At 40.4% G+C, this 23293-nt stretch carries 22 protein-coding genes; 10 read left to right on the top strand and 12 right to left on the bottom strand.

The genetic code is table 11. The features are described from left to right. The first annotated feature begins 26 nt into the window (after nt 1–26). From PZB74_RS17450 to purQ, 7 genes are all read left to right on the top strand, one after another. Nucleotides 27–524, top strand: a complete 498-nt coding sequence (locus PZB74_RS17450; protein WP_302238447.1) for a TRAP transporter small permease — start codon at nt 27–29, stop codon at nt 522–524. 28 nt (nt 525–552) lie between these two features. Continuing rightward, nucleotides 553–1851 (top strand): TRAP transporter large permease, encoded by a 1299-nt coding sequence (locus PZB74_RS17445; RefSeq protein ID WP_302238446.1) that lies wholly within the window; start codon nt 553–555, stop codon nt 1849–1851. Nucleotides 1852–2297: 446 nt separating this feature from the next. Next, entirely contained in the window at nt 2298–3836 is a 1539-nt protein-coding gene (locus tag PZB74_RS17440) for a hypothetical protein (protein WP_302238444.1), read from the top strand. A 64-nt stretch (nt 3837–3900) separates the two neighbouring features. After that, the gene (locus tag PZB74_RS17435; RefSeq protein ID WP_302242832.1) at nt 3901–5682 is read left to right on the top strand and encodes a chloride channel protein; all 1782 of its coding nucleotides are present in this window, start codon (nt 3901–3903) and stop codon (nt 5680–5682) included. A gap of 120 nt (nt 5683–5802) precedes the next feature. After that, nucleotides 5803–6285, top strand: coding sequence for a TlpA family protein disulfide reductase (locus tag PZB74_RS17430; protein WP_302238441.1), 483 nt, complete (start codon nt 5803–5805; stop codon nt 6283–6285). A gap of 3 nt (nt 6286–6288) precedes the next feature. Then, nucleotides 6289–6909, top strand: a complete 621-nt coding sequence (locus PZB74_RS17425) for a thioredoxin family protein (protein ID WP_302238439.1) — start codon at nt 6289–6291, stop codon at nt 6907–6909. A 105-nt stretch (nt 6910–7014) separates the two neighbouring features. Then, nucleotides 7015–7707: a phosphoribosylformylglycinamidine synthase subunit PurQ gene (gene purQ, locus PZB74_RS17420; RefSeq protein WP_302242830.1), complete on the top strand. Its 693-nt coding sequence runs from the start codon at nt 7015–7017 to the stop codon at nt 7705–7707. A gap of 46 nt (nt 7708–7753) precedes the next feature. On the opposite strand, the gene PZB74_RS17415 is transcribed toward purQ, so the two are convergent. The 5 genes from PZB74_RS17415 to PZB74_RS17395 form a co-directional block, all read right to left on the bottom strand. Beyond that, nucleotides 7754–8212 carry a RidA family protein gene (locus tag PZB74_RS17415; RefSeq protein WP_302238437.1) on the bottom strand — a complete coding sequence of 153 codons (459 nt, stop codon included), beginning with the start codon at nt 8210–8212 and terminating at the stop codon, nt 7754–7756. A 123-nt stretch (nt 8213–8335) separates the two neighbouring features. Further along, entirely contained in the window at nt 8336–9670 is a 1335-nt protein-coding gene (gene argH / locus PZB74_RS17410; RefSeq protein WP_302238435.1) for an argininosuccinate lyase, read from the bottom strand. 11 nt (nt 9671–9681) lie between these two features. Then, nucleotides 9682–10767 (bottom strand): M20 family metallo-hydrolase, encoded by a 1086-nt coding sequence (locus tag PZB74_RS17405; RefSeq protein ID WP_302238433.1) that lies wholly within the window; start codon nt 10765–10767, stop codon nt 9682–9684. Beyond that, entirely contained in the window at nt 10755–11543 is a 789-nt protein-coding gene (gene argB / locus PZB74_RS17400) for an acetylglutamate kinase (protein ID WP_302238432.1), read from the bottom strand. The genes PZB74_RS17405 and argB overlap by 13 nt, the downstream gene beginning before the upstream one ends. A gap of 9 nt (nt 11544–11552) precedes the next feature. After that, a complete protein-coding gene (locus PZB74_RS17395) occupies nt 11553–12497 on the bottom strand; it encodes an N-acetylornithine carbamoyltransferase (RefSeq protein ID WP_302238431.1) in 945 nt (314 codons plus the stop codon). A 207-nt stretch (nt 12498–12704) separates the two neighbouring features. Between PZB74_RS17395 and PZB74_RS17390 the strand changes: the two genes are divergently transcribed. Continuing rightward, nucleotides 12705–13988, top strand: a complete 1284-nt coding sequence (locus PZB74_RS17390) for an aminotransferase class V-fold PLP-dependent enzyme (RefSeq protein ID WP_302238429.1) — start codon at nt 12705–12707, stop codon at nt 13986–13988. Nucleotides 13989–14118: 130 nt separating this feature from the next. Further along, nucleotides 14119–14415, top strand: coding sequence for a glutaredoxin family protein (locus tag PZB74_RS17385; protein WP_302238428.1), 297 nt, complete (start codon nt 14119–14121; stop codon nt 14413–14415). Nucleotides 14416–14422: 7 nt separating this feature from the next. On the opposite strand, the gene PZB74_RS17380 is transcribed toward PZB74_RS17385, so the two are convergent. The 3 genes from PZB74_RS17380 to PZB74_RS17370 all read right to left on the bottom strand — a co-directional run bounded on the left by PZB74_RS17380 (nt 14423) and on the right by PZB74_RS17370 (nt 16420). Next, nucleotides 14423–14950: a DinB family protein gene (locus tag PZB74_RS17380; protein WP_302238427.1), complete on the bottom strand. Its 528-nt coding sequence runs from the start codon at nt 14948–14950 to the stop codon at nt 14423–14425. A gap of 4 nt (nt 14951–14954) precedes the next feature. Beyond that, nucleotides 14955–15530 (bottom strand): DUF1697 domain-containing protein, encoded by a 576-nt coding sequence (locus tag PZB74_RS17375; protein WP_302238426.1) that lies wholly within the window; start codon nt 15528–15530, stop codon nt 14955–14957. A gap of 176 nt (nt 15531–15706) precedes the next feature. After that, complete coding sequence (locus tag PZB74_RS17370) at nt 15707–16420, bottom strand: 3-keto-disaccharide hydrolase (RefSeq protein ID WP_302238425.1); 714 nt, start codon at nt 16418–16420, stop codon at nt 15707–15709. A gap of 330 nt (nt 16421–16750) precedes the next feature. Here PZB74_RS17370 and PZB74_RS17365 point away from each other — a divergent pair, with 330 nt between their 5' ends. Next, nucleotides 16751–17872, top strand: a complete 1122-nt coding sequence (locus PZB74_RS17365) for an SMP-30/gluconolactonase/LRE family protein (RefSeq protein ID WP_302238424.1) — start codon at nt 16751–16753, stop codon at nt 17870–17872. A 37-nt stretch (nt 17873–17909) separates the two neighbouring features. On the opposite strand, the gene PZB74_RS17360 is transcribed toward PZB74_RS17365, so the two are convergent. From PZB74_RS17360 to PZB74_RS17345, 4 genes are all read right to left on the bottom strand, one after another. Next, nucleotides 17910–18920: a Kelch repeat-containing protein gene (locus tag PZB74_RS17360; protein ID WP_302238423.1), complete on the bottom strand. Its 1011-nt coding sequence runs from the start codon at nt 18918–18920 to the stop codon at nt 17910–17912. 28 nt (nt 18921–18948) lie between these two features. Beyond that, on the bottom strand, nt 18949–20184 hold the full coding sequence (locus PZB74_RS17355; protein ID WP_302238422.1) for a pyridoxal-dependent decarboxylase: 1236 nt from the start codon (nt 20182–20184) through the stop codon (nt 18949–18951). 69 nt (nt 20185–20253) lie between these two features. After that, nucleotides 20254–21510 carry an SGNH/GDSL hydrolase family protein gene (locus PZB74_RS17350; RefSeq protein ID WP_302238421.1) on the bottom strand — a complete coding sequence of 419 codons (1257 nt, stop codon included), beginning with the start codon at nt 21508–21510 and terminating at the stop codon, nt 20254–20256. 44 nt (nt 21511–21554) lie between these two features. Continuing rightward, a complete protein-coding gene (locus PZB74_RS17345; protein WP_302238420.1) occupies nt 21555–23219 on the bottom strand; it encodes an alpha-amylase family glycosyl hydrolase in 1665 nt (554 codons plus the stop codon). Nucleotides 23220–23293: the final 74 nt, after the last annotated feature.

Here is a 23293-nt window from a genome sequence, read left to right as displayed (position 1 = left end):
AGCTTCATTTTACGAATATTAGCCTCATGAAATTTAAATCCACTTTAGACAAAATACTTGAAACTGTTTTGGTCATTATTATGGCCGTTATGGTCATCAACGTACTCTGGCAGGTAGGTAGCAGGTTTATCCTACAGTCTCCCAGTTCTTTTACAGATGAGCTGGCTCGTTACCTACTTATCTGGCTAAGTATTTTGGGTGCCAGCTATGTTACAGGTAAGCGTATGCATTTATCCATTGACCTGTTATCGCAAAAACTAAATCCTGAAAACAGAAAAAAGCACAATACAATTATCTACTCCATTGTTGCAATATTTGCTTTTCTGGCGATGGTAGTAGGTGGAAGCAATCTGGTATATATTGTTTCTTCTCTTGGGCAGACCTCTCCTGCTTTAGAAATTCCGCTTTCTGCGGTATATATCGTATTACCAATTGGCGGTATTATCATTATCTATTACAGTATTATTAACATTTTGCATCCGGTAAAAGAAGAAGATAGCTCTATCTCCGAAAGTTTGCAGTAAACCCGACCTCCACAACTAACCTATCTCTATGTATCTCTTAGAAATTCTTATACTCGTACTCAGCTTTGTCATTCTTCTGGGCTTAGGCGTGCCCATTGCGTTTAGTATTGGTATCTCGGCCATGCTTACTATGTTGGTTAGTATTTCTGCCATGCCCTCTTTTACTACTATTGCACAAAGAATGGCAACCGGACTTGATAGCTTTGCCTTGCTCGCTATTCCCTTTTTTATATTAGCCGGACAGCTCATGAACCGGGGGGGTATAGCAGCCAAGTTGATAGATTTTGCAAAAGTACTGGTTGGCAGATTACCCGGTGGACTGGCTTATGTCAACATTATTGCCGCCATGCTTTTTGGAGCAATTTCCGGCTCAGCTGTAGCTGCCGCCTCAGCCATTGGTGGAATCATGAACCCCAGAATGGTTAAGGAAGGATACTCCAAACCCTTTAGTGCCGCGGTTAATATTACTTCGGCTACTACCGGGATGATCATCCCTCCCTCTAATATTCTGATTGTATACTCACTGGCTAGTGGAGGTGTATCCATAGCAGCCCTCTTTGTTGCTGGTTATATTCCGGGCATGATCGTAGGACTTGCACTAATGATAGTAGCAGGTGTATTTGCCTATCGTAAAGGTTATAGTGTAGGTGAGTCTGTTTCTTTAAAAGAAGGTATTTTAAAGTTTTTAGACGCTATTCCAAGTCTGGTATTACTGGTATTAGTAATTGGCGGAATTATAGCCGGTTTCTTTACAGCTACTGAGGCCTCTGCCGTAGCGGTACTCTACACCCTGGTATTGTCAATGCTTGTCTACCGTAAAGTAAAATGGAAAGATCTGCCTGAAATATTTCTACAAACTGTCAATACAACATCTATTGTAATGATACTCATAGGCACCTCAGTTGGAATGTCGTGGGTAATGTCTTACGAAAACCTGCCTCAGGGCGTTAGTAATGCGCTTCTTTCTATCAGCGATAATCCAATTGTGGTTTTACTTCTAATCAACCTGATACTGCTGTTTGTGGGTATATTTATGGATATGACTCCAGCAGTACTTATTTTTACGCCTATTTTTTTACCGGTGGTCACTGAACTGGGTATGGACCCCACGCATTTTGGAATTGTTATGGTGCTTAACTTATGTATAGGCCTTTGTACGCCTCCAGTAGGTTCGGTATTATTTGTGGGTTGTAGCGTAGCAAAGATTGGTATAGATAAAGTAATACGACCGTTACTCCCTCTTTTTATCGCTATGGTAGTTGCACTAATTATTGTTACTTATATTCCTGCGCTTAGTCTGTGGTTACCTTCTCTATTCGGATTGTAGTAAATACTCCGCAGTAAGTAGCTACTTATTCCAGCATTATTTCCTTATTAGCCTATTTTTGACAACGAATGCCTCTTGTTAATCAAGCAGGCATTTGTTATTTTGAGTAAACTTACTTAAACTAATAAGTATAAAGTAAGTCGATTTTTGGTAATATGTAACTTTGTACGCTTAACCTACTCTAAACCAGTAGTTTTGCGTGCGTTTATCGGGCTTAGGCCTTGATAAAACATCATTTTCCTTAGTTTTTACGATAATTTGCATGTAATATTTACAAGCTAAAATTACTGCAATATTAAAAGATTACGTTTTAGCTCATGCCAAAACTCAGCTTTGTTATGTTTAATCTATATATATTTAAAAAATATATATGTAATATTATTTTAGAATAATAATAATTTTCATAGATTTAATCCCAATTTGATCTATATAAGCCCCAATTCCGTATGAAAGAGATTCGTCAACTCATTAAGATCGTTAGAAAAAAAGGCCAGAGAAGTATACAACTCGTTAATCAAAATTTCAGAAAGAACGAAACTTCTAAAGATAATTTGTTATATGAAGGTATTACCAATAACAAATTTACCAGTGACGAATCTGCTGCCAAAGATGTCTTTGGTACCGACCCAGGCAACAGAAATTATCGTAATGCCAAGGGCAAACTGAAAAGTAAACTTTTAAATCACCTCTACTTTCTGGATTATGATAAGGAAAGTTATACAGACTACCAGAAAGCGGAGTATGAGGCTTTGCATTGCCTGCATCAGTGTAAAATCCTGATCAAAGAAGGGGCTAATGAAATTGCCTCTAAGATGCTGCCCCACCTTATCAAGACTACAAAATATTATGAGCTTTCTGAGATTACTATTGAGGCGCTTAGTCTGCTCAGAAACGAATATGCCCATGATGGCAAGCTAACTCCATTTAAAGAAGTAGAGGATGAGCTAAAGCAGTATCGTGTGTTCCATGCTGCCAAGCAAAAATGTGAAGACCTCTACTACGAACAGATGGTACAAATTAATAAATCGGTAAGTGCTCAAAACCGAATTATTGATAAAGTGCCTAAGACTATTGAGGCCATTAGAGCTGAAGCTAAAAAGTATAAAAGTCAGAGCCTTTATATTCTGGCAGCTAAGCTGGAAATTACGTATAACAACATTTGCTGGAATTTTAAAGACAACATCAAATTAGGTACAGAACTGGAAGCTAAGTACCTCAATCGTTCTAACAACGAAATTACTGTTGACCTTAACCAAAATGCGATTACTTTCTCTAAACTACAGGCTTATCTTAACCTGAAGGAAGTAAAAGAAGGACGCAAATACGCTTCTGATAAGATAGCGACTGTTAAAAGTGGTAGCCGGGTGTGGTTTAGATTTAGCGAATACTTCTTTTTGCTACTCATGAAAGGAGAACAATTTAAAGAAGCCAGTAACCTCTTCCGTAACGTACGAACAAATAAGAACTATAATACGCTACCCGAAGAGATTAAAACACGCTGGCACATTTATCGTGCATATTTAATTTTCTTCAACGACTCAAAAATATTGCGTTGGGGCTTCAATATTGAAGATTTTCAGGCAGAAACGCCAAACTATCCCAAAGAGTATAATGGGTATAATGTGGCAACATTAGCAGTACAGTTTCTATTCCTGCTCAGAGAGGGCAATATTACTGCAATTAACAGCTGCGTAGAAGAAATTACTAAATACAAATCTGCACACCTGGATAAGCGCCATAACTATAGAAGTAGCATTTTTATCCGTCTGCTGGAAATAGTTATAGACAAAGAGTTTGACTATGACCAGATCAAAGAAAAAGGAGAAAACTATTACAAAAAGCTGGTAAAAGCGCCAATACCGAGCGATCTGACTCAGGATACCGAAATAGTACCTTATGAAGTATTATGGAAGCATATTTTAAATGTGATAAAGACTAATAAAGCTTATGTACATTTTCGCTTTTATAATATGAGCCCTATGTAAAAATCTCATACATTTTTTGCCAAATCTTTATCCATTCGCTGCAGATTATAGTAGATTTGCAGCAATGGGCAATGATCGCTTTTTTCTGCAGCTATTAATCTGGCGCATCAAGCACATCAGTAATCGTAACTTTTTGCTGATACTAAGCATTATCGTCGGACTACTTTCCGGCATAGCGGCAGTAGTTCTAAAGGAGAGTGTGCATATGATCCAATCTTTGCTCACCTCCCACTTTGACTATGCCTACGCCAACTATCTATATCTCGCTTATCCTTTACTAGGAATACTCATCACCGTTCTGCTTGCAAAGTACTATTTTCGCGAGCCCTTCGGACACGGTATTACAGGTATATTGTATGCTATTTCTCGTAAATCCAGTAATATCAGCCGTACCAAAATGTATTCTAACTTATTAGGTAGCGCCATTACTGTCGGTTTCGGAGGTTCGGTAGGTCTGGAGGCACCCATCGTAGTTACTGGTTCAGCTATAGGCTCTAATATTGGCCGGCTGGTACATTTGCAGTCTAAAAAAAGAGCCCTGCTAATAGGCTGTGGTACCGCAGGGGCAATTTCTGCCATCTTTAATTCACCTGTTGCGGGAGTCATTTTTAGTATTGAAGTTATTCTCACAGACATTACGATCAATGCCTTTATTCCCTTACTCATTTCATCGGTAACCGGTTCTTTAACTTCACTTTTGTTGCTGGGTGATGAAATTTTATTTTCCTTTAAATTAGAAGACACATTTACCGCTGGAGATACTCCCTACTATTTTTTTCTTGGGATTTTTTGCGGCTTGGTATCCCTTTACTTTACCCGTACCACCTATACCATTGAGCGTTACCTAAAAAAAATAAGAAGCGAATACAAAAGAGCAATTATTGGCGGACTGGCCCTTGGTCTAATCATTTTTGTGTTTCCGCCCATCTATGGTGAAGGTTACGATTTTATAAAACTGATGCTAGCCGGGAACGATCAGGCTATATTTGATAATAGTCTATTTTTTCAAAGATTTGGTAATATCAGCATACTACTACTTTTCATACTGGGGCTTATTTTAATTAAACCAGTAGCATCTGCCGTTACCATAGGGGCCGGAGGCAATGGAGGTATTTTCGCTCCATCATTGTTTATTGGAGCGGTAACTGGTTTTTTCTTTGCCAAATTTGTCAACACTATTGGAGTGTTCGGGACCATTAGCCTTAGCAACTTTACCCTGGTAGGTATGTGCGGTCTAATGAGTGGTATTTTGCATGCCCCTCTTACTGCTATTTTCCTGATTGCAGAGATCACCAGTGGCTATACACTTTTTGTTCCACTAATGCTGGTGTCTGCATTGTCGTATAGTACCATACTTTATTTTGAGAAGTACTCACTTTATATCAAATCACTGGTTAAGAAGGGTTACCTCATACCAGACGATCGCGATTTACAGGTATTAAGTCTGATAGACATCAAAAAGTTGTTAGAAACAGATCTGCTTACTATTCGGCCGGATGCCTGCCTGGGAGACTTGGTCAATCTGGTTAGGGTATCAAAAAGAAATATTTTTCCGGTAGTCAACGAAAATCAGGAGTTGGTAGGGATTGTAACCCTGGATGATATCCGTAAGATTATGTTTGATAAAAACGCCTATGAAAATACACAGGTTTCTTCCCTGATGCATGCACCACCTGATAAAATCTCTACCAACGAAAGTATGCAGCAGGTAATGGAGAAATTTGAGAAAACCGGTGCATGGAATCTACCGGTACTTAATGATGGTAAATACATGGGTCTAATATCCAAGTCGCGCATTTTTAACGCTTATCGCAATAAGTTAACACGCCAGCGTAAAGAATTTTAGACTAAAAGTCAGCTTAAGCTTCATCAACTCACTCAGGTAATATACTTGCTCTCCCCCAGAACATGGCATTGCCACTATCCTAGATTTTTACTAACATTAAGTATACTAAAGCTAATTTTTATGCGACAAAGTCTGGCTATACTTATACTATTATTTTCTTTTCATATGCTACTTGCGCAGGATATACCTACTTATAAATTCACAGATCTGGAACGCAAAATAAGTAAGGAATCTGCCGAAAAAACACTAGTGCTTAATTTTTGGGCTACCTGGTGTGCTCCCTGTATAAAAGAGCTACCTTATTTTGAAAGCCTTCATCAGGAGGGTGAAGACCTTGATGTTAAAGTCTTGCTAGTAAGCCTTGACATGGCTAAAGACAAAGCGGAAAAATTCGTAGAAAAAAAGCAACTTCAATCTGAGGTCGTTTACCTAGATGAGGTGGACTTTAATGCGTGGATTAATAAAATTTCTCCTGATTGGAGTGGAGCTATTCCTGCAACTCTTTTTGTTAAACCAGGAGGCAAACAAATGTTTTATGAAGGACAATTTACCAAAGAAGAATTATATGATAAAGTAAAATCTTTTTCGTACCAAAATGATTAAGCTATGAAATGGTATTATGTAATTATTAGTGTGCTGGCTCTAGGTATTGGGCTAAGTGCAAGTATTATGCGGGAGTCTGGCTATCAGGTAGGTGACTATGCTACTGACTTTAGCCTGGAAAGTGTAAACGGGGAGATGGTTTCTTTAGCTGATTACGAGGAGGCTAAAGGTTTTATTGTCGTTTTTACCTGCAACACCTGTCCTTATGCCAAGATGTATGAGCAGAGAATTATCAAATTACACAAAGCCTATGCAGAACAGGGATACCCTGTAGTTGCGATTAACCCCAATTGTCCGGAGCGCTCTCCGGGTGATTCCATGAGCGAAATGCAAAACCGTTCAAAAAACAAAAATTACCCATTTGCCTATCTACAGGACAAGTCACAGGAAACCAGCCGCACATATGGTGCTACCAATACCCCCCAGGTTTACCTGCTAAATAAAGAAGAAAAGGGAAAACTTAAAATTGCCTATATTGGTACAATTGATAATAACTATAAAGATGCAACCAAAGCTGATGTACATTATGTACAGGATGCGGTTGATGCACTGATAGCGGGAGAAAAAATTCCTCAGACAAAAACCAAAGCTATTGGCTGCACTATTAAGTGGAAAATGACTTAAAGAATTAGCCCGCTTGTCGGGCATTTTTTTTACCTTTGCTGCTTAATTTTGAGAAATACACTTACACAAAATAATTGCTGATACAGTTATCAAACAATCTGCATGATGAAATTTGGCATTGTTCTTTTCCCCGGCTCCAATTGTGATGAAGATCTATATTATGTTTATAAAGAAATACTGCAACAGAATGTAGTTAAACTCTGGCATAAAGATACTGACCTTCAGGGTTGCGACTTTATATTAGTACCTGGAGGCTTCTCTTATGGTGATTATCTTCGCTCTGGAGCTATCGCTCGCTTTTCTCCTATCATGGATGCCGTAATTGAGCATGCCAACAAAGGTGGTTATGTGCTGGGTATCTGCAATGGTTTCCAGATCCTGACAGAAGCTGGCCTTCTTCCTGGTACTTTGCTAAAAAATAAAGAGCAGAAGTTCGTTTGTAAAAACGCTTACATCCGCCCTGTTTCTAAATCCGCTTTAATGACGGCCTCTCTGGATCATAACAAGGCTTATAAAATTCCTGTAGCTCATGCCGATGGACGCTACTATGCACCAGATGAGGTTATCAAGTCTTTGGAAGACAACGATCAGATATTGTTCCAATACTGCAACGATGCCTGCGGCTTAGATGACTTGAGTAATTTTAATGGATCAGTAAATGCCATTGCGGGCATTACCAACAAAGAAAAGAATGTTTTTGGGCTTATGCCTCACCCCGAACGTGCCTCCGACGAAGCTTTAGGTAATACAGACGGACGTGCATTGCTAGAAAGTTTTCTGGAAAAAAGCATAGCCTAAAGGCTCACAAATATTTTAGAGTCAGCACCTCAAGCTGACTCTTTTTTTAGTGTAGAAGGGTAAAACTGGCAGTAAGCCCTACACTAAAATTTCTGGAAAGTTTGTGAACACCAAATATAGCTCTGGAATGTAAGCCTTTGTCTTCCAGTACATTTACAAACAAATCAGATGCACCATTTACAACTTTAGGTGCCTCATCCCAATTCTCTACTGCCTGATAATAGGCATCAATATGATTAAGTCCTGATACTCGCTCAAAACCTACTTTGTGATGAATCTGGGCTATCACATTGAGGGCACACATCTTCATAGCCTGATATCCATCTTCAGTTGTTAAATCATTTCCTAATCTTCCCTGGTACTTAAATTCTCCGTTTAAAATAGGGAATTGAATGGCCAGATAGGCTATAGACTCTCTGATATTAACAGAGACATAATTTCCACCGGGAGCAGGAGGCTCAGGAAGCACAAGCCCCAAAGTTTCTAGTTTTTGTAGTATTGACATAACTGACTGTTTGTAGTGATTCTGAAGCGTATTCCGTTGATAGGAACTGTAAGCTGAAATGCTATAAAAAAGCCCCTCAATAGTTGTTGAGAGGCTAATATAATAGAATAAGACTGATATACTTTAGTAGGTTAAGAGTTCGCTGAGTGCTTTCTCTACCTGGCTAAAATCAAAAGCAGCAGTTGCCTTTTCCATCTTTTCCGCTATCTTATCATTACACAAATTGCCCAGACTTCCTTCGTGGCTATGCTTTAAATCCTTGTCTGGCCGATAGTTACCAGATGCTATCTCTGCTCCTATTTTTTTGTAAGCATCACGGAAGGGAACACCTTTTAAGACTTCCTGATTTACTGCTTCTACGGAAAACAGATACTTGTACATATCATCATCCAGAATATTTTTGTTGACCTCTACATGATTCAGCATGTACTCGCAAATACTCAGGCAGTCTTTGAGATCTTCAAAAGCTGGCAAAAAGCTTTCTTTTACCAATTGTAAATCACGGTGATAACCAGAAGTAAGATTGGTAATAATCAGAGTTACTTCATTCGGTAGAGCTTGTAACTTATTGGCTTTGGCCCGGATTAGCTCAAATACATCAGGGTTCTTTTTATGTGGCATAATAGACGACCCAGTGGTCAGGTGATCGGGCAAAGTAATAAAACCAAAATTCTGACTCATATACAGGCAAACATCAGCTGCCATTTTGCCTAAAGTAGCGGCTATTGAAGCCAGAGCAAAGCTTACTGTTTTTTCAACTTTTCCTCTACCCATTTGCGCATATACTACATTGTAGCTCATGCTATCAAAGCCCAGAAGCTTAGTGGTCATACTACGGTCCAAAGGGAAAGAGCTACCATAACCTGCCGCTGAACCTAAGGGATTTTGGTTAGCTACACGAAATGCTGCCTGAAGCACGGTAAGATCATCTACTAAGCTTTCAGCATAAGCGCCAAACCACAAGCCAAAAGAAGATGGCATAGCCACCTGAGTATGGGTATAGCCGGGGAGCAGCACATTTTTATGTTTTTCCGAAAGACGGATTAATGTATCAAACAGTTTTGTGCTCAAATCTACAATAGTCTGTATCTCATGCCGAATGTACAGGCGTAGATCAAGCAGCACCTGGTCGTTGCGGGAACGACCACTATGCACTTTTTTACCAACATCACCCAGCTTGCGCGTAAGCATCAGTTCTACCTGAGAGTGGACATCTTCCAGACCTTCTTCAATCTCAAACTCCCCTTTCTCTACCTGTGCATATATTTCTTTAAGCCCTCCCAGTAGTTGCTCAAGTTCCTCGTCAGACAAAAGACCTATTTTATGAAGCATACGGCTATGTGCCATAGAACCCAAAATATCAAAGGGTGCTAACCATACATCAAGTTCTCGGTCCTTGCCGATGGTAAAAGTTTCTATTCTCTTGTCTATGGAAAAACCTTTGTCCCAGATTTTCAATGTAGTAGTGTTTAAATGCTAAGATTTTGTAATAATGCCAAATAAATGCGGATACCTTCTCTTATTTCATCAGTTAATATAAACTCATCCGCAGTGTGCGACCTCTCTGAAAAGCCTGGTCCCATCTTAAGAGTGGGAAAACCACTCATCAGTGCCTGGTCAGATAATGTTGGTGAGCCATAGGTCGTCAAACCCATTTGTGAACCTTTTCGCACTATAGGATGGTCCATTGGAATACCCGAAGAATTTAAGCGAAAAGAACGTGCTTTCAACTCAGATTTTAGCTCTTGCTGTAGCAGGGCAAAAACTTCCTGATTGGTATACTGCTCATGCGTACGTACATCCACCACAAAGCTACAGCTATCCGGCACTACATTATGCTGAGTACCCGACTCAATCTGAGTAACTGAAATATGTATATCACCTAAGGTAGGCGACTGTTTAGGAAAGCGAAATTCTCTTAATTTTTGTATATCTTCAAGCGCAATGTAAAGTGCGTTTACACCTTCATTACGGGCAGCATGACCAGACTTACCTTTGGCATGTCCATCAATAACCATAAGCCCTTTTTCAGCGACTGCCATTTGCATATCAGTAGGTTCTCCTACAATTGCCAGATCTATTTTACCCAACTCAGGCAGTAAGGCAGCGATACCATTTTTGCCTGAAATTTCTTCTTCGGCGCTGGCCGCAAAAATCAAATTATAGGCACGATCTGTTTGCTCGTTCAATGCCAGAAAAGTATGAAGCAGACAAACCAATGCACCTCCAGCGTCATTACTTCCCAGACCATAAAGCCTGCCCTCTACGATATCAGGTGAATACGGGTCGCGCGTATAAGTTGAAGCAGGCTTAACCGTATCATGATGAGAGTTTAGCAGGATAGTAGGCTTATTGGGATCAAAGTCATTTGATTTTACCCAGACATTGTTCAGTAGTCGGTGAACCTCCATTCCTTCATTCTGAAGATATTGAGCCAGAATATCGGCAGTTTTATCCTCCTCTTTACTCAAAGATTGGGTAGCTATCAGCTTTTGCAGTAATGTTATCGCTTTGTCTGCCAGCTGATGGGCTTGCTGTGCTGCTACTTCAGGCATAATGTTGTTCCTTCAAACATATCGCCACCTACCTGCTGTATACCACTATAGTGCATGATACAGACTTTTTCTACTCCCGCATTTATAGTTTTAAAAGCATTTTCCAATTTTGGTATCATGCCTTCTACCACTATACCTTCGGCTTTGTATTGCACAAATTCGTCAGGTGTAATTTTTTCTATAAGGCTGGAGTCATCATCAGGGTCTACCATTACTCCTTTCTTTTCAAAACAGTAATAAAGCTCTACTTTCTTATGTTTAGCCAGACCACGAGCCACACTTCCGGCAATATTATCAGCATTGGTATTAAGCATTTGCCCATTGCCATCATGAGTTAGAGGAGCCATCACCGGCACTACCCCATCTTCCAGAAGTTTGATCAGTCCTTCAGCATTTACCTCATCTATATCACCCACAAAACCATAATCAACCGGCTCTGGAGCGCGTTTATGAGCTTTCATGACATTCATATCCGCCCCAGTTAGTCCGATAGCGTTAGAACCCACAGATTGTAGTAATGCGGTAATTTTTTTATTCAACCCACCATATACCATAAGAACGATTTCCAGCATGGCTTCATCGGTAACGCGTCGGCCTTCTACCATTTTAGTTTCCACCCCCATTTTATCGGCCAGAGTGGTAGCAGAACGTCCTCCTCCGTGCACTAAAATTTTGGGTTGAGGTAGAGAAGCAAAATCTTTTAAAAAGCTTCTGAGCAGTTCTGGTTGCTCAATAACTCTGCCTCCAATTTTGAATATTTTTATACTTTCTTCCATGCGATTGGTTTAGGATTCCAGAATTGTTTTAAGCACTGCCTGAGCGGCCACTACCCGATTGGCAGCCTGCTGTATCACGATAGATTGCTCGCTATCTATTACCTCATCGGCTACTATTACATTGCGACGTACGGGTAAGCAATGCATAAATTTTGCGTTATTAGTCAACTTCATCTTATCTGCACTCACCATCCAATCATTACCTTTTTCCAGTACCTGACCATAATCCTGATAAGACGACCAGTTTTTAGTATATATGAAGTCCGCACCTTCAAAAGCAGCTCGCTGATCGTTGGTCACTTTTACATTTTTGGTAAAAGTATCATCCAGCTCATAGCCCTTAGGATGCGTAAGTGTGATATCCTGACCCGTAGCTATCATCCATTCCAAAAATGAATTGGCTACTGCCTGGGGTAATGCTTTAGGATGTGGAGCCCAGCTTAAAACGATCTTTGGTTTTTCTACCGTCTTGTGTTCTTCTATCGTAATTAGATCGGTTAATGACTGTAGAGGGTGGCGCACCGGCGACTCTAAACTAATTACTGGTACTCCTGCATATTTTTGAAACTGCTTGATTACCAGTTCGGCATAATCTTCTGTCCGGTTTTTAAGGTGAGCAAATGCCCTGATTCCTATGATATCGTAATACTGGCCAATAACTGCAGCGGCTTCTTTTACATGTTCAGGCTTATCTACATTCATGACGGTACCATCCTGAAACTCCAGATTCCATCCGCCCTGGTTCATATCAAAAACTACCGTATCCAGTCCTAAATTCATAGCTGCCCTTTGCGTACTCAGGCGCGTTCTCAGGCTGGGATTAAGAAAAATAAGGCACATTGCCTTATTTGAGGCGAGATTTTTATCTGCAAAAGGAGACTGCTTTACGGCTTTCGCGGTCTGTAGCAATGCCTCCATGTCTTTTACATCTTTAACAGAGGTAAAGTGCTTCATGATGTCGTGTAGTAAAAAAATGTGCTTTTAAAAGCTGAAAATAAGCAGTTTTTTAGCTAAAGTTCAAAAATAATGGGGGTTCCTTTGCTGGTAGCTCAAGATTATCATAAAGTTTATCAAAAATTCTTAATTAAGACACTTGAACTCTTAGTATTAATAGCGGTAACTTAGGACAAAGCCTAATCCATACTACACAACCCAGCCCATATGTATTATCCCCGAAGAGCATTTCTTAAGCAGGCAGGCACTTTGAGTGCTTCCTTATCTGCCTTGCCACTACTCAATAAAGAGTTTACACCCAAATTTGAGCAAAGCAGAATAGCCCATCATTCACCCGGAAAGCTGACCTCTGATGAGACATTCTGGAAAGAAGTTAGGCACTACTATAAAGTTTCTACTGACTTTATCAATCTTGAAAACGGGTACTACAGCCTGGCTGCAGAGCCAGTGTTGGAAGCCCAACAACAACATATACGTAAGATCAACCAGATTCCTTCTATGTATATGCGTAAGCAGCAATATAGCGATTACCAAAAAGTAAAGCAGGCAATGGCAGATTTTGTGGGTTGCAGCCAGGAGGAAATAGTGATTTGCCGAAATACTACTGAAGCTCTGGACACTATCATATTGGGGCTAAAACTAGAGGCCGGAGATGAAGCTATTATGAGCCATCAGGATTATGGTAGCATGCTTGCTACTTTTGACCAAAGAGCAAGACGAGATGGCACCGTAAACAAGCTTATCAAACTACCACTCCACCCTAAAAATGACCAGCAAATTGTAGATGCCTATGAAAGTGCTGTTACTGAACGGACAAAGGTAATTCTAGTAACTCATTTGATAAATATTACCGGACAGGTGCTACCCGTGAGAGCAATTGCTGAAATGGCTCATGCAAAGGGTATTGAAATAATTTCTGATGCGGCTCATTCACTTGGACATCTTAACTTTAAAATCCCTGAACTTGGTTGTGATTACCTGGGCAGCAGTCTGCATAAGTGGCTGGGTGCCCCCTTAGGTTCTGGATTGATGTATATTCGTAAAGATAAAATTGAAAATGTATGGCCTCTCTTTGGAGACGATACCTATGCTGATACTGACATCAGAAAGTTTGAACATATAGGAACACACCCCTGCTCAACTCATCTGGCCATTTTAGACGCACTTAACTTTCAAAACAAAATAGGACTTGAACGAAAAGAAGCCAGGCTACGCTATCTTAAAAATTACTGGGTTAATCAGGTGAAGGAAGTAAAGGGAATTCGAATTAATACTCCTTTTGAGGATCACCGTTCTTCTGCTATTGCCAATGTAAGTGTAAAAGGCTTAAGTTCTGCTGAACTGGCTGACCAGCTATTTGACGGGTTTAAAATTTTTACCGTAGCAATTGATAGTGAAGCGGTTAAAGGTGTACGTATTACTCCGCATCTTTACAACACTACACAAGAACTTGATCAACTTGTAAGTGCTTTAAAAAAGCTAAGTGCTTAACCCTATCTAATTCCTTTGACAAAAAAACATTATTTAATAAGGCAGTCAGCACTTTGCTTAGTACTTTTGCCGTATGAAATGGTTAAAAATAATACCCCTACTCTTTTGTTGTATAGCGCTACAGCAATGTATGATAGATAGCAAGGATAAGGCTGAGGCTGACACTGAACAGGTTGCACAGGCTAGCACCATATTGGTGTATGGTAGTGATGAATGTAGCCACTGTGTAAACTTTAAGAAAAAGCTGGACTCAGCAGGTTATGAGTACACATTTTACGATGTGGAGAAGGAACAGAAAAATGCAGACGAGATGTTGCTTAAGCTTCAAAAATCTGGTTTTAGAGGAAATATCCACTTACCAGTGGTAGAAGTAAACGGTAATATGCATGTTAATCCGGAGTTACAAATTATTGAGCAGGCTTTATAGTCTGCTTTTACTTTGCTATCAAAGGATAGTACCTCTCCTTAAGTATGCTGAGGTGATGGATTGGATGCCCCACCATAGTAAAGCCTAAAGAAAGCACACTTACTTTTTTCTGAAAGCAGGTGCCCTCTCTTAGCATCATATCTTTGTCAAAGTGCTGGAACATGACTATCGTTGCCTCCCTTACCAATGTAAATTCCTGAAGAAGACTATCCAGACTTCTTTTATGCGCTTGGTGATTTTGAGCATACAGTTGCTCATCCATACCTGGTAGTTCTGCTCTCTCTCCACGCGCAATGCATAGCGTACGATAATTAAACACTCTTTCTGTGTCTATCATATGCTGCAGTATATCTTTCACTGACCACTTATTTGGTGCATACACCTGATCGCCTAGTTTTAGAAAATTATCTTTTTCCTTGCTAAGCCAATCACCATCGTAGGCACGAAGAGCCTGATTTACAGTCAATTCATCCTCTACCTTGTTGATATAGGTATCGTAAAATTCTGGAATATAGCTGAGGTCCGATTTTTTCATGCTTCTACTTTAATTCGCTCGCCAGTAAATCATCTGCCATAGATTGCATTTTTAACATGGTTTTCCAGTTTCGGGTAGTAGCAGACTGTTTTAGTTTTTTTTCAAAGAAATCGTTGCTCAATTTGGTTTTACCATACCCATTGCCGCAGTAGAGAAAAATAGTCTTACCAAGTACTGTAAACTCATCTCCAGGAAAGCTATAGCTTTGCAAATGCTCCAATGCTTCAGAAGTGGGCACCTGATCCAGCATACTCACATAAAGCTTATTGATGTCGGTATCATCCTGCAGATAAGGATTGCTGCTCAAAATATGATCTATTTCATCTTTGCTTAATAGTAGTACTTTTACTTCAAAACCAAAGTGTTGCAAAATAAGGGTTTCCAAATCTGTCTGGAGTTCACCAGCTGACTTATCTGCATGATAAAAGACCAGATTTCCACTTTGTATGTAGGTATTTAGCTCATGAAATCCCTGTCTATTGAGTAAGGCTTTAAGTTCCTGCATTTTTATCTTCCTGTGGCCTCCTACATTAATACCTCTGAGGTAGGCTATGTATATATGTTTACGCTGCTTAATCAATGAAATATGATGATTAATTGATAATTGATATGAAGTGGGATTGACAAATTTCTTTGTCTGTAAGTTAGGCACTAGATTGGCTCACCAAAACAAATTTGAGGAAAAGGTTTATTAACTACTTATATAAAACTGATTATCAGACCCTTATGCACAAAAATCTATCGCAGGCTTGAATACTAGAGTTCTTTTATAATCAAATCTTTGTACCAAACCTCTAATGGCGGACCTGAATGAACCTGTAAGCATATTAATCCCGTACGAGCCATACCTTCGCTTTCTATAAACTCTGAAATTGGAACATCATTCAGCCAGATTTTAATTTGCTGGTTTACCGCTCTTATCCTCAGTTTGTTCCAATCATTGGGCTTCAGGTTTTCTAAAACTATTTCGCGTTCCCCCAGGGCAAGTATGCGGGACCTTCGTGCCTCATCGTACAGACTACCCCAAAGTGGGTAGGGTATGTCATCTTCCAAATTATTGGCAAAATGACGAAAGCGTGGAAATTGCTTAATCCATGCACTAGGTATAAAACCAATGTCTGCCTGATATCCAGAAACTTCATGACTGTCTGCTACGCGTTGACTTCGGAACTGCACCCCACCATTGTCTCCCTCTCCTGTTAACCTGACATTAAGGCTTAAGTCAAAATTTTCGTAATTTCTGGTAGTACATAGAAATTCATTTTGAGGGATCATTTCATCCAGCCTTCCGGCAACGATAGCCTGATCTTCTACTCTAAAGTATTTATCTTTTCCCTCCCAACCCTGCAAATTTTCTCCATTAAACAGTGGCACCGATTGATTACTCTCCCCACAAGACTCCATAATGCTAGCTACAGATAGCATTAAAAGCAGATGTCTGTTTCTACCAAAAGCATGTAAAAGCTTCATACTTATACTTATTAGTTTATTAGGGCTATACTTTGTGGGAGAACTGAGCCTTGAAAAAGCTGTAGAACATTTGCACGACAAAAAATTCGCTTAGCTCTTACAATATAATACTTAGAGTTTTTATTGTGCTAAATGAAACTCCCATTTTCATACACAAACTATACTTTTACTTAGTATATGTATTGCAGAAAGCAATTTATAGACTAGTAAATTTACACAGGGATAACAAAATCGCGTGGGTAACCTATCAAAATGTTTAAGTTTTCTTTATCCTCAACACGCCTCTGTTTAATTTAGCCTCCACTCGTATAAAGTTAAAAGAATGTATATATGAACTATAGATTGTTGATCGTACTCTTAGTATTAGCCTCTTGCCAGCGGGTAAAAATTAGTGAGCGCACTTATACAATTACCGAAGGGGAAAAGCAATTCATTTCAATACAAGGAGCGGTAGATTTGAAAGATCTTAGATGGGTTTCAGTCAATCCAATGGTTGCTCAGGTTAATGACAGCGGATACGTCCAAGGCATTAATGAAGGAGAAACCTACGTAAGAATGCTCCTTAGTGCTCAGGAACAGCTGTTGGATAGCGTTAAAATTGTAGTTACCGCAACAGATGATCAGAAAAGAGAAACTGAAGACTTTACCTCCGCCGGTAGTTTTACTAAAGGTATTGAAGGGCCTGCTGTAGATCTTTCAGGAAATGTATATGCTGTCAATTTCCAAAAGCAGGGAACTATAGGCAAAGTCAGCCCTAAAGGAGATGCCAGCTTGTTTGTTGAGCTCCCTGAGGGTAGTATAGGTAATGGAATTCGCTTCAATAGCCAGGGTGAAATGCTGGTGGCTGACTACAAGCAGCATAATATTCTGAAAATTGATATGAGTAGCCAGAATATCAGTGTGTTAGCTCATGGCCCGGAGATGAACCAGCCTAACGATATTGCTATTATGGATAACGATAATGTGTTTGCCAGTGACCCCAATTGGTCAGAGTCTACAGGGCAACTCTGGAGAATTTTTCCTGACGGAAAAGTTGAGCTAGTGGAAGCAAATATGGGCACTACCAATGGCGTAGAAGTAAGCCCAGACCAAAAAACTTTGTACGTGAATGAGAGCGTACAGCGTAAAATTTGGGCTTATCAGCTGAGTGAAACAGGTGAAGTAACTGATAAAAGACTCTTTGCTGAGTTTCCTGATTTTGGCATGGATGGTATGCGATGCGATCAGGAGGGCAATCTGTACGTGACTCGTCACGGTAAAGGAACAGTGGCTATACTTTCACCAGCAGGTGAATTAATTCGTGAAGTACAAATGAAAGGGAAACTGCCTTCTAATATCGCCTTTGGCGGTAGTGAAGGACGCAGCTGTTATGTAACACTACAGGATAGAGGATGCATAGAAACTTTTATGGCTGAACATCCTGGAAGAAGCTGGAAAAGAGCAGCGAACTAAAAAAAGGTGAGTCTGACTCACCTTCATATACTTTAGTTTACTGAAGACTATATTTCTCCATGCTGCTAAGCTCAGGGCCACCTCCTCTATTACCACTACCTGCAGCTATATAGATATTGTCCTCATAGATAAATGCTTGGGTACCATGCCTCCCACGCTGAAGCGAAGGCCAGCTTTCCCATTCACCATTATTAATATTTAAGGCTTCTACGTGATCGTGGGCGGCCTCCATTGCTCCGCTCTCTCCTCCAATAACTACTACATACTCTCCGTGGTGTACCGAACTAGTGCCAGCACGCATAGTGGGAATATTATTTTCTAGCGTGGTCCACGTTCCGCTATCAAAATCATAAACATCTACTTCAGGCACTGTAAGCTCCATGGTTTGTCCTGTAGCGGCTGAAGTAGTTCTTCCTCCCGCCACATAGATTTTATTGTTAGCAACTACTGCCTGCACATGGTCTCGTTGGTGTGGAGCATCTGCTAACTGAGTCCAGCTATCTGTAGCAGGGTCATATTCATCCAGCCAATTGATATAACCATCAGTATGACCATTCTGTATGCCGCATACCAGATATAGCTTATTCTTGTAGGCAAATGCTCCGGCTGCTCCTCTCCGCCTCCCTTCAGGTATTTCCGGGCCTTCAGTCCACTCATCAGTTTCAGGATCGTAGATATAGATATTGGGTATAGGTTTTTCATCAGGAAAACCACCAGTAAAAGCCCCCATAACATAGAGTTTACCATCAAAAGAAACGGCCTGGAAGTGATGCATTTCAAGTGGAGGAGTAGCACCCTGCGACCAGCTTTTTGTTTCTGGATCATAAATATCTACCGGTCTTTCGCCTCTTCCCCCTACAAGGTAAAATTTGCCCTCTACTTCGGTGAAAGCATTTTCGTGGCGGGCAGTAGGCTCACCCTTAGTTTCAACATTTGTCCATTCCTGAGGGGCCTTAGCCTCTGGCTCAGCTACTTCGTTTTCGGTTTTCTCTTTTTCTGACTGACAAGCCAGCGCCAGGCACAGGCCTAGCATCCATAGTTTTTTCATGCTGTTGGTTAGTTTGTGTAATTAAATGTTAATGATGCATAAGATCATCCCAGGCAAAGAGAAATCGGTCTATTGCTCCCTGGCTAACATGCTCCATCACTACAATTTTATACCAACGTGCGTCATTTTCATGAGAGTCAGGTACAAGTTGAAATTGATGAACCAGTGCTTTAGGTATGTCTTCTGCTCGCATAGCCACAATATTCATGTATGGGTTTCGGAAGAAACCTATCCCTCTTTCCTTTAGGTTCTGGCAGAGCCGATCTGTACGATCTATAAGCCTGGCGGTTTTGGCTTTCCAGCCTTCAGATCCATATGTTCTTAATATCATCCAGATAGCTATTGCATTGGCACCTGAACGGCTTCCTATTAAAGTATAATCTTTCCCTTTTACGTACTGAGCTTCTTCAGTAAGCGCGTTCTCTATCAGTCCTTTTCTCATGATACAAATACCTGTGCCGTAAGGTGTCTGCACAAGTTTGTGGGCATCTAATGAAAAAGAATTGATTTTTGAGTGCTGAAAAGTTAATTCCTGCTGGGGTTTGGCAAAGGGATAAATAAAGCCCCCATAAGCTCCATCTACATGAATATGATAGTCTAGTTCTTCTTCATCCATAATCTGGCTGCATTGTTGAATATCATCTACCGAACCAAACATTGTCGTAGACATGTTCATGATAAGAATGAAAAATCTAATACCACCCGCTTTAGCTTCTACAAGCTTCTGCTTCATTTCTTCATAAATAATTTCTCTGCTGCTATCATCCACAGAAAGGATAATAGACTTGAGCTGAAGCAGATTAGCTCCCTTAGGAATTGAATAATGTGTATCTTCTGAGTATACAATGGCGATCTCATCCAGGCGAGCTCCTTGCTTGCGCATAAACATATTTCTATGTACCCAGAGAGATTCAATATTAGCTTCTGTACCACCGGAAGCTACATACCCATCATAAGAATCTATTTTGGCAGCAAAAATCTGAGTAGCACATATATCTATCAGCTCTTTCTCTATGGCCTGAGTACCCGCAAAGGCTGGCTCAGACTCACCCAAAGTATGGCAGCCAATGTGGTTAGGGTTAGCCACCATCGTTTGCATAAATGGGGCATCCTTTAAAAAAGGGGCATCCTGATAAAAAACTTCCGGATCAAGCACCGTAGCTGGCAAACCCAAGACACTCTCTGAACGGTAGTCCAGATTTTGTTTAAGGGCTTCCAGAATAGTCTCTTTTATTTTGATGCTATTGTACTTTTCCCAAAACATGCTCACGATCTAATCAGGCAAAAAATTGTTTAATTGAATTACGTTAAAAATAGCAGTACTGACAAATGATTATGTCAGTTGTATAAGTTCTGGCTTCCAATGCTCAGCGGAATTGATCAGCCTAATCTTTTGATTAAGTACAAGCCTTTTAGCTTCTGCCAGTGCTATAGGTATTCCCTGGCGAGACATAGGCCTTTTATGACCAATATGCTGTAGCCACGCATAATCGCATATTTCGCGTTTAGCAGTAATTAATGCAAAGCTATCTTTTTGCTGTCGCGCGAAGCTGGTTTTATCAAATAGGCTATGGTTTTCCAATGGATTTATATTTACACCATTGCGTAACTCATCACTACTAAACTGAGCGAGATAATAGTCTCCATCAAATAGTTGATAATTGCCTTCAGGACAAGAGTTTACTTTCAATACCAATTGCTGCATCCCGCCCAAAAGCTGGTTGTAGTCTGAGTTATCTGAAAGCTGTACATGTCCGAATCTAGGTCTGTTAAACTGCATTTCGCATCTGGCTTCCCCGTTTACAGGCTTCCACGATGCTGACAGCTTTATTGTTTTTTGAGGTAATTCTCCCAGCGATTTGAGAATTGTATATGCCATCAGCTGATGGCCAAATAAATTAGGATGCACGACGTCTTTACCATAGCTCAGATGTGCAAATTTCAGCATAGGTTCATGGAGGTCAATACTCTGTTGACCTTTCAGATTTAATATCCAATCGCCATACCTTCTTAGCACCTCATCGTAGGCTTCGTAGGGTTGTGCATATCCATAATCCGTACGCTTTGTATCTTTAAGTGCTTTATCCCAGTCATTTACCTGTAATGCGAAAGGGGGTGGTGTCATCAGAGTTAATTCCGCCTGATGACTGTCTGCTAAATCTATGAGCTTTTCAATTCCCTGCTGATATTTTTTAAATCGGGCTGTATCAAAAGGATGGTAGATTGCACAGTTCATACCGTAGCAGGCAAAAACTTTGTCGGGTTTAATACTTTCAAAAACTTTTTGCAGGCGGTCGTGGGCATATGGCCTGGGGTAAGGGTGCCCCTCTTCGGTTAAGCCAGAAATGGTTTCGCTACCCAAGCCCAGATTAAATATATCAAACTCCTGTTCAGGATAGCGACTTTGTAACCAGCTTTCTACAAAATTGATATAGGTACCTGCCTGCGTGATGCTATCTCCTATAAAGAGTACTGTTTTGCCATTCCAGCCTGAGTTCAGGGAAATCTGCGGAATTGTAAAGCTAGAGTAAGTTGACGCTAGTACGAGTGAGGCTTTGGTTGTTTGTGCTAGAAAATCTCTTCTATTCATGTTTAAGAGTATTGCGTTTATTTGCTGATTTTCAATAATTTACACTACATTCGTGAAAGTAAAACTATATCGTATGGGGTATTTAAAGTTACCTGTCCACTTTCTACCACAACATCAAGTTCGGAGTAACTATCTATAAGCTGTGTACCTTCATCAAAAATACCTTCTACTTTTATCGTTTTTTCACCTTCGGATGCCCCCAGGGCTATTACAATCTTATCTTCAAACTCATTTTGCTGATAGCTTCTGGCAAAAGTGTAGGGCTGTTCTGCTATCATTTGATGTTTGCCGGCACCTACAGCAGGGTGTTCTTTTCTAAAAGTACCTAGTTTAGCCCAATGGGAAAGCACCATTTGTACACTATCCGAGTTTTCAATTTGATCCCAGTTCATAAAAGAGCGAAGCGTGGCATCACCATTAGCACCCTCTATCACCAAACTACGATCCGACTCATCCCCGTAATAAATTTGCGCAGCACCCTGAGATAACAACAGCTTGTTTGCGGCTTCCTTACTTCTTTCTCTTTTTGGATCAAAGGGAGCTCCATCATCATGAGAGCTGAGGTAATTGAGTATGTTATAATCTGCCAGTTTACCCCCATGCAGTAAGTTATCATATTTGGTGAAAATACTATCGTAACTGCCTTCAGCATCCTGCTTAAAATCAAAGTTTATCAGTGACTCAAAGCCATGGCTGTAAAAATTAACGCTAGTATCCCCATAATCATAAGCAGGCCCCTGGGCAGCACTAAAGTTATAAACCTCTCCTACCATCCAGAAAGGTGCGTTATCCAGGGCTTCTTCTGAATTGGACGCTTTCCATTCTTCAAGAGCTACCAGTGCCTGTTTTTTTAGCTCATCCCATAGGTCTGCTTCGGTATGTTTAGCAGTATCTACCCTAAAGCCATCTATCCCTAACTCTCTTACATAGTCAGTTAACCATTTGATAATATAATATTTGGGAGCACGGGGATAATGCGTACGCTCAAAAAATGCATCTAACTCCTCCATTTCTTCTTCATAACGACCTTCAGCTTTCCACTTCTCCACCAGTGTTGGAGGTAAATCCACAGCCTCCTCACTTTCTGTGTAAATATCCGGTAGATTTTCCACCAATGTGCATTCTACAGTACTGGCATAACCTTCATAAGTGCAGGCGGGCGCCTGTCGTACCCAGTTATCGGGCCAAGCTGTATCCAATTCGGTAACTGGACCGGTATGGTTAATAACTACATCCAGCAACACTCGTATGCCATGTTCGTGGGCGGTAGCAACTAACGTTTCAAGCTCTTCAAAAGTACCGAAGTTGGGGTCTAGTCTAGTCCAGTCTTTAGCCCAGTAGCCATGATAAGCGTAAGTCAGACCTGTGCCTTCGTCGGTAGCTCCATGAATTTGCTCTATTACAGGGGTAAACCAGATGGCATTAACACCTAGTCTATCAAAATAGCCATCTTCAATTTTTTGGGTGATACCCGCAATATCACCTCCTTCAAAACCCCTGAGCCTGGCTGTTTCTTCAGTTCTGTTAAAATTGATATCGTTGGCAACATTTCCGTTGTAGAAACGGTCGGTGAGTAAAAAATATATGGTAGCATTACGCCAGTCAAATGGCACTGCTTCACTGTTTTTAAGCATTTCGGTAGACTCCGGGGAAGAGCACCGAAAGAGTAAGGCACAAAATGAAAAGAGAAACAGGTAAATATTCTTCATAGCTATTCAATTTAAGTCAATATACTTAATCTGACTATGAACTAAATATGTATTTCCTGTTTCTCTTGCTTAAT

It is taken from the genome of Porifericola rhodea (genome assembly GCF_030506305.1).
GTDB classification, from domain to species: domain Bacteria; phylum Bacteroidota; class Bacteroidia; order Cytophagales; family Cyclobacteriaceae; genus Catalinimonas; species Catalinimonas rhodea.
Note: the sequence above shows the minus strand (reverse complement) of the source record. Positions and strands in the feature narration are given on the sequence as shown.

Bases quoted from the DNA above. Each gene is read 5' to 3' on its own strand.
- PZB74_RS17450 (WP_302238447.1), top strand. From the start codon at position 27: ATGAAATTTAAATCCACTTTAGACAAAATACTTGAAACTGTTTTGGTC.
- PZB74_RS17445 (WP_302238446.1), top strand. From the start codon at position 553: ATGTATCTCTTAGAAATTCTTATACTCGTACTCAGCTTTGTCATTCTT.
- PZB74_RS17440 (WP_302238444.1), top strand. From the start codon at position 2,298: ATGAAAGAGATTCGTCAACTCATTAAGATCGTTAGAAAAAAAGGCCAG.
- PZB74_RS17435 (WP_302242832.1), top strand. From the start codon at position 3,901: ATGGGCAATGATCGCTTTTTTCTGCAGCTATTAATCTGGCGCATCAAG.
- PZB74_RS17430 (WP_302238441.1), top strand. From the start codon at position 5,803: ATGCGACAAAGTCTGGCTATACTTATACTATTATTTTCTTTTCATATG.
- PZB74_RS17425 (WP_302238439.1), top strand. From the start codon at position 6,289: ATGAAATGGTATTATGTAATTATTAGTGTGCTGGCTCTAGGTATTGGG.
- purQ (WP_302242830.1), top strand. From the start codon at position 7,015: ATGAAATTTGGCATTGTTCTTTTCCCCGGCTCCAATTGTGATGAAGAT.
- PZB74_RS17415 (WP_302238437.1), bottom strand. From the start codon at position 8,212: ATGTCAATACTACAAAAACTAGAAACTTTGGGGCTTGTGCTTCCTGAG.
- PZB74_RS17405 (WP_302238433.1), bottom strand. From the start codon at position 10,767: ATGCCTGAAGTAGCAGCACAGCAAGCCCATCAGCTGGCAGACAAAGCG.
- argB (WP_302238432.1), bottom strand. From the start codon at position 11,543: ATGGAAGAAAGTATAAAAATATTCAAAATTGGAGGCAGAGTTATTGAG.
- PZB74_RS17395 (WP_302238431.1), bottom strand. From the start codon at position 12,497: ATGAAGCACTTTACCTCTGTTAAAGATGTAAAAGACATGGAGGCATTG.
- PZB74_RS17390 (WP_302238429.1), top strand. From the start codon at position 12,705: ATGTATTATCCCCGAAGAGCATTTCTTAAGCAGGCAGGCACTTTGAGT.
- PZB74_RS17385 (WP_302238428.1), top strand. From the start codon at position 14,119: ATGATAGATAGCAAGGATAAGGCTGAGGCTGACACTGAACAGGTTGCA.
- PZB74_RS17380 (WP_302238427.1), bottom strand. From the start codon at position 14,950: ATGAAAAAATCGGACCTCAGCTATATTCCAGAATTTTACGATACCTAT.
- PZB74_RS17370 (WP_302238425.1), bottom strand. From the start codon at position 16,420: ATGAAGCTTTTACATGCTTTTGGTAGAAACAGACATCTGCTTTTAATG.
- PZB74_RS17365 (WP_302238424.1), top strand. From the start codon at position 16,751: ATGAACTATAGATTGTTGATCGTACTCTTAGTATTAGCCTCTTGCCAG.
- PZB74_RS17360 (WP_302238423.1), bottom strand. From the start codon at position 18,920: ATGAAAAAACTATGGATGCTAGGCCTGTGCCTGGCGCTGGCTTGTCAG.
- PZB74_RS17355 (WP_302238422.1), bottom strand. From the start codon at position 20,184: ATGTTTTGGGAAAAGTACAATAGCATCAAAATAAAAGAGACTATTCTG.
- PZB74_RS17350 (WP_302238421.1), bottom strand. From the start codon at position 21,510: ATGAATAGAAGAGATTTTCTAGCACAAACAACCAAAGCCTCACTCGTA.
- PZB74_RS17345 (WP_302238420.1), bottom strand. From the start codon at position 23,219: ATGAAGAATATTTACCTGTTTCTCTTTTCATTTTGTGCCTTACTCTTT.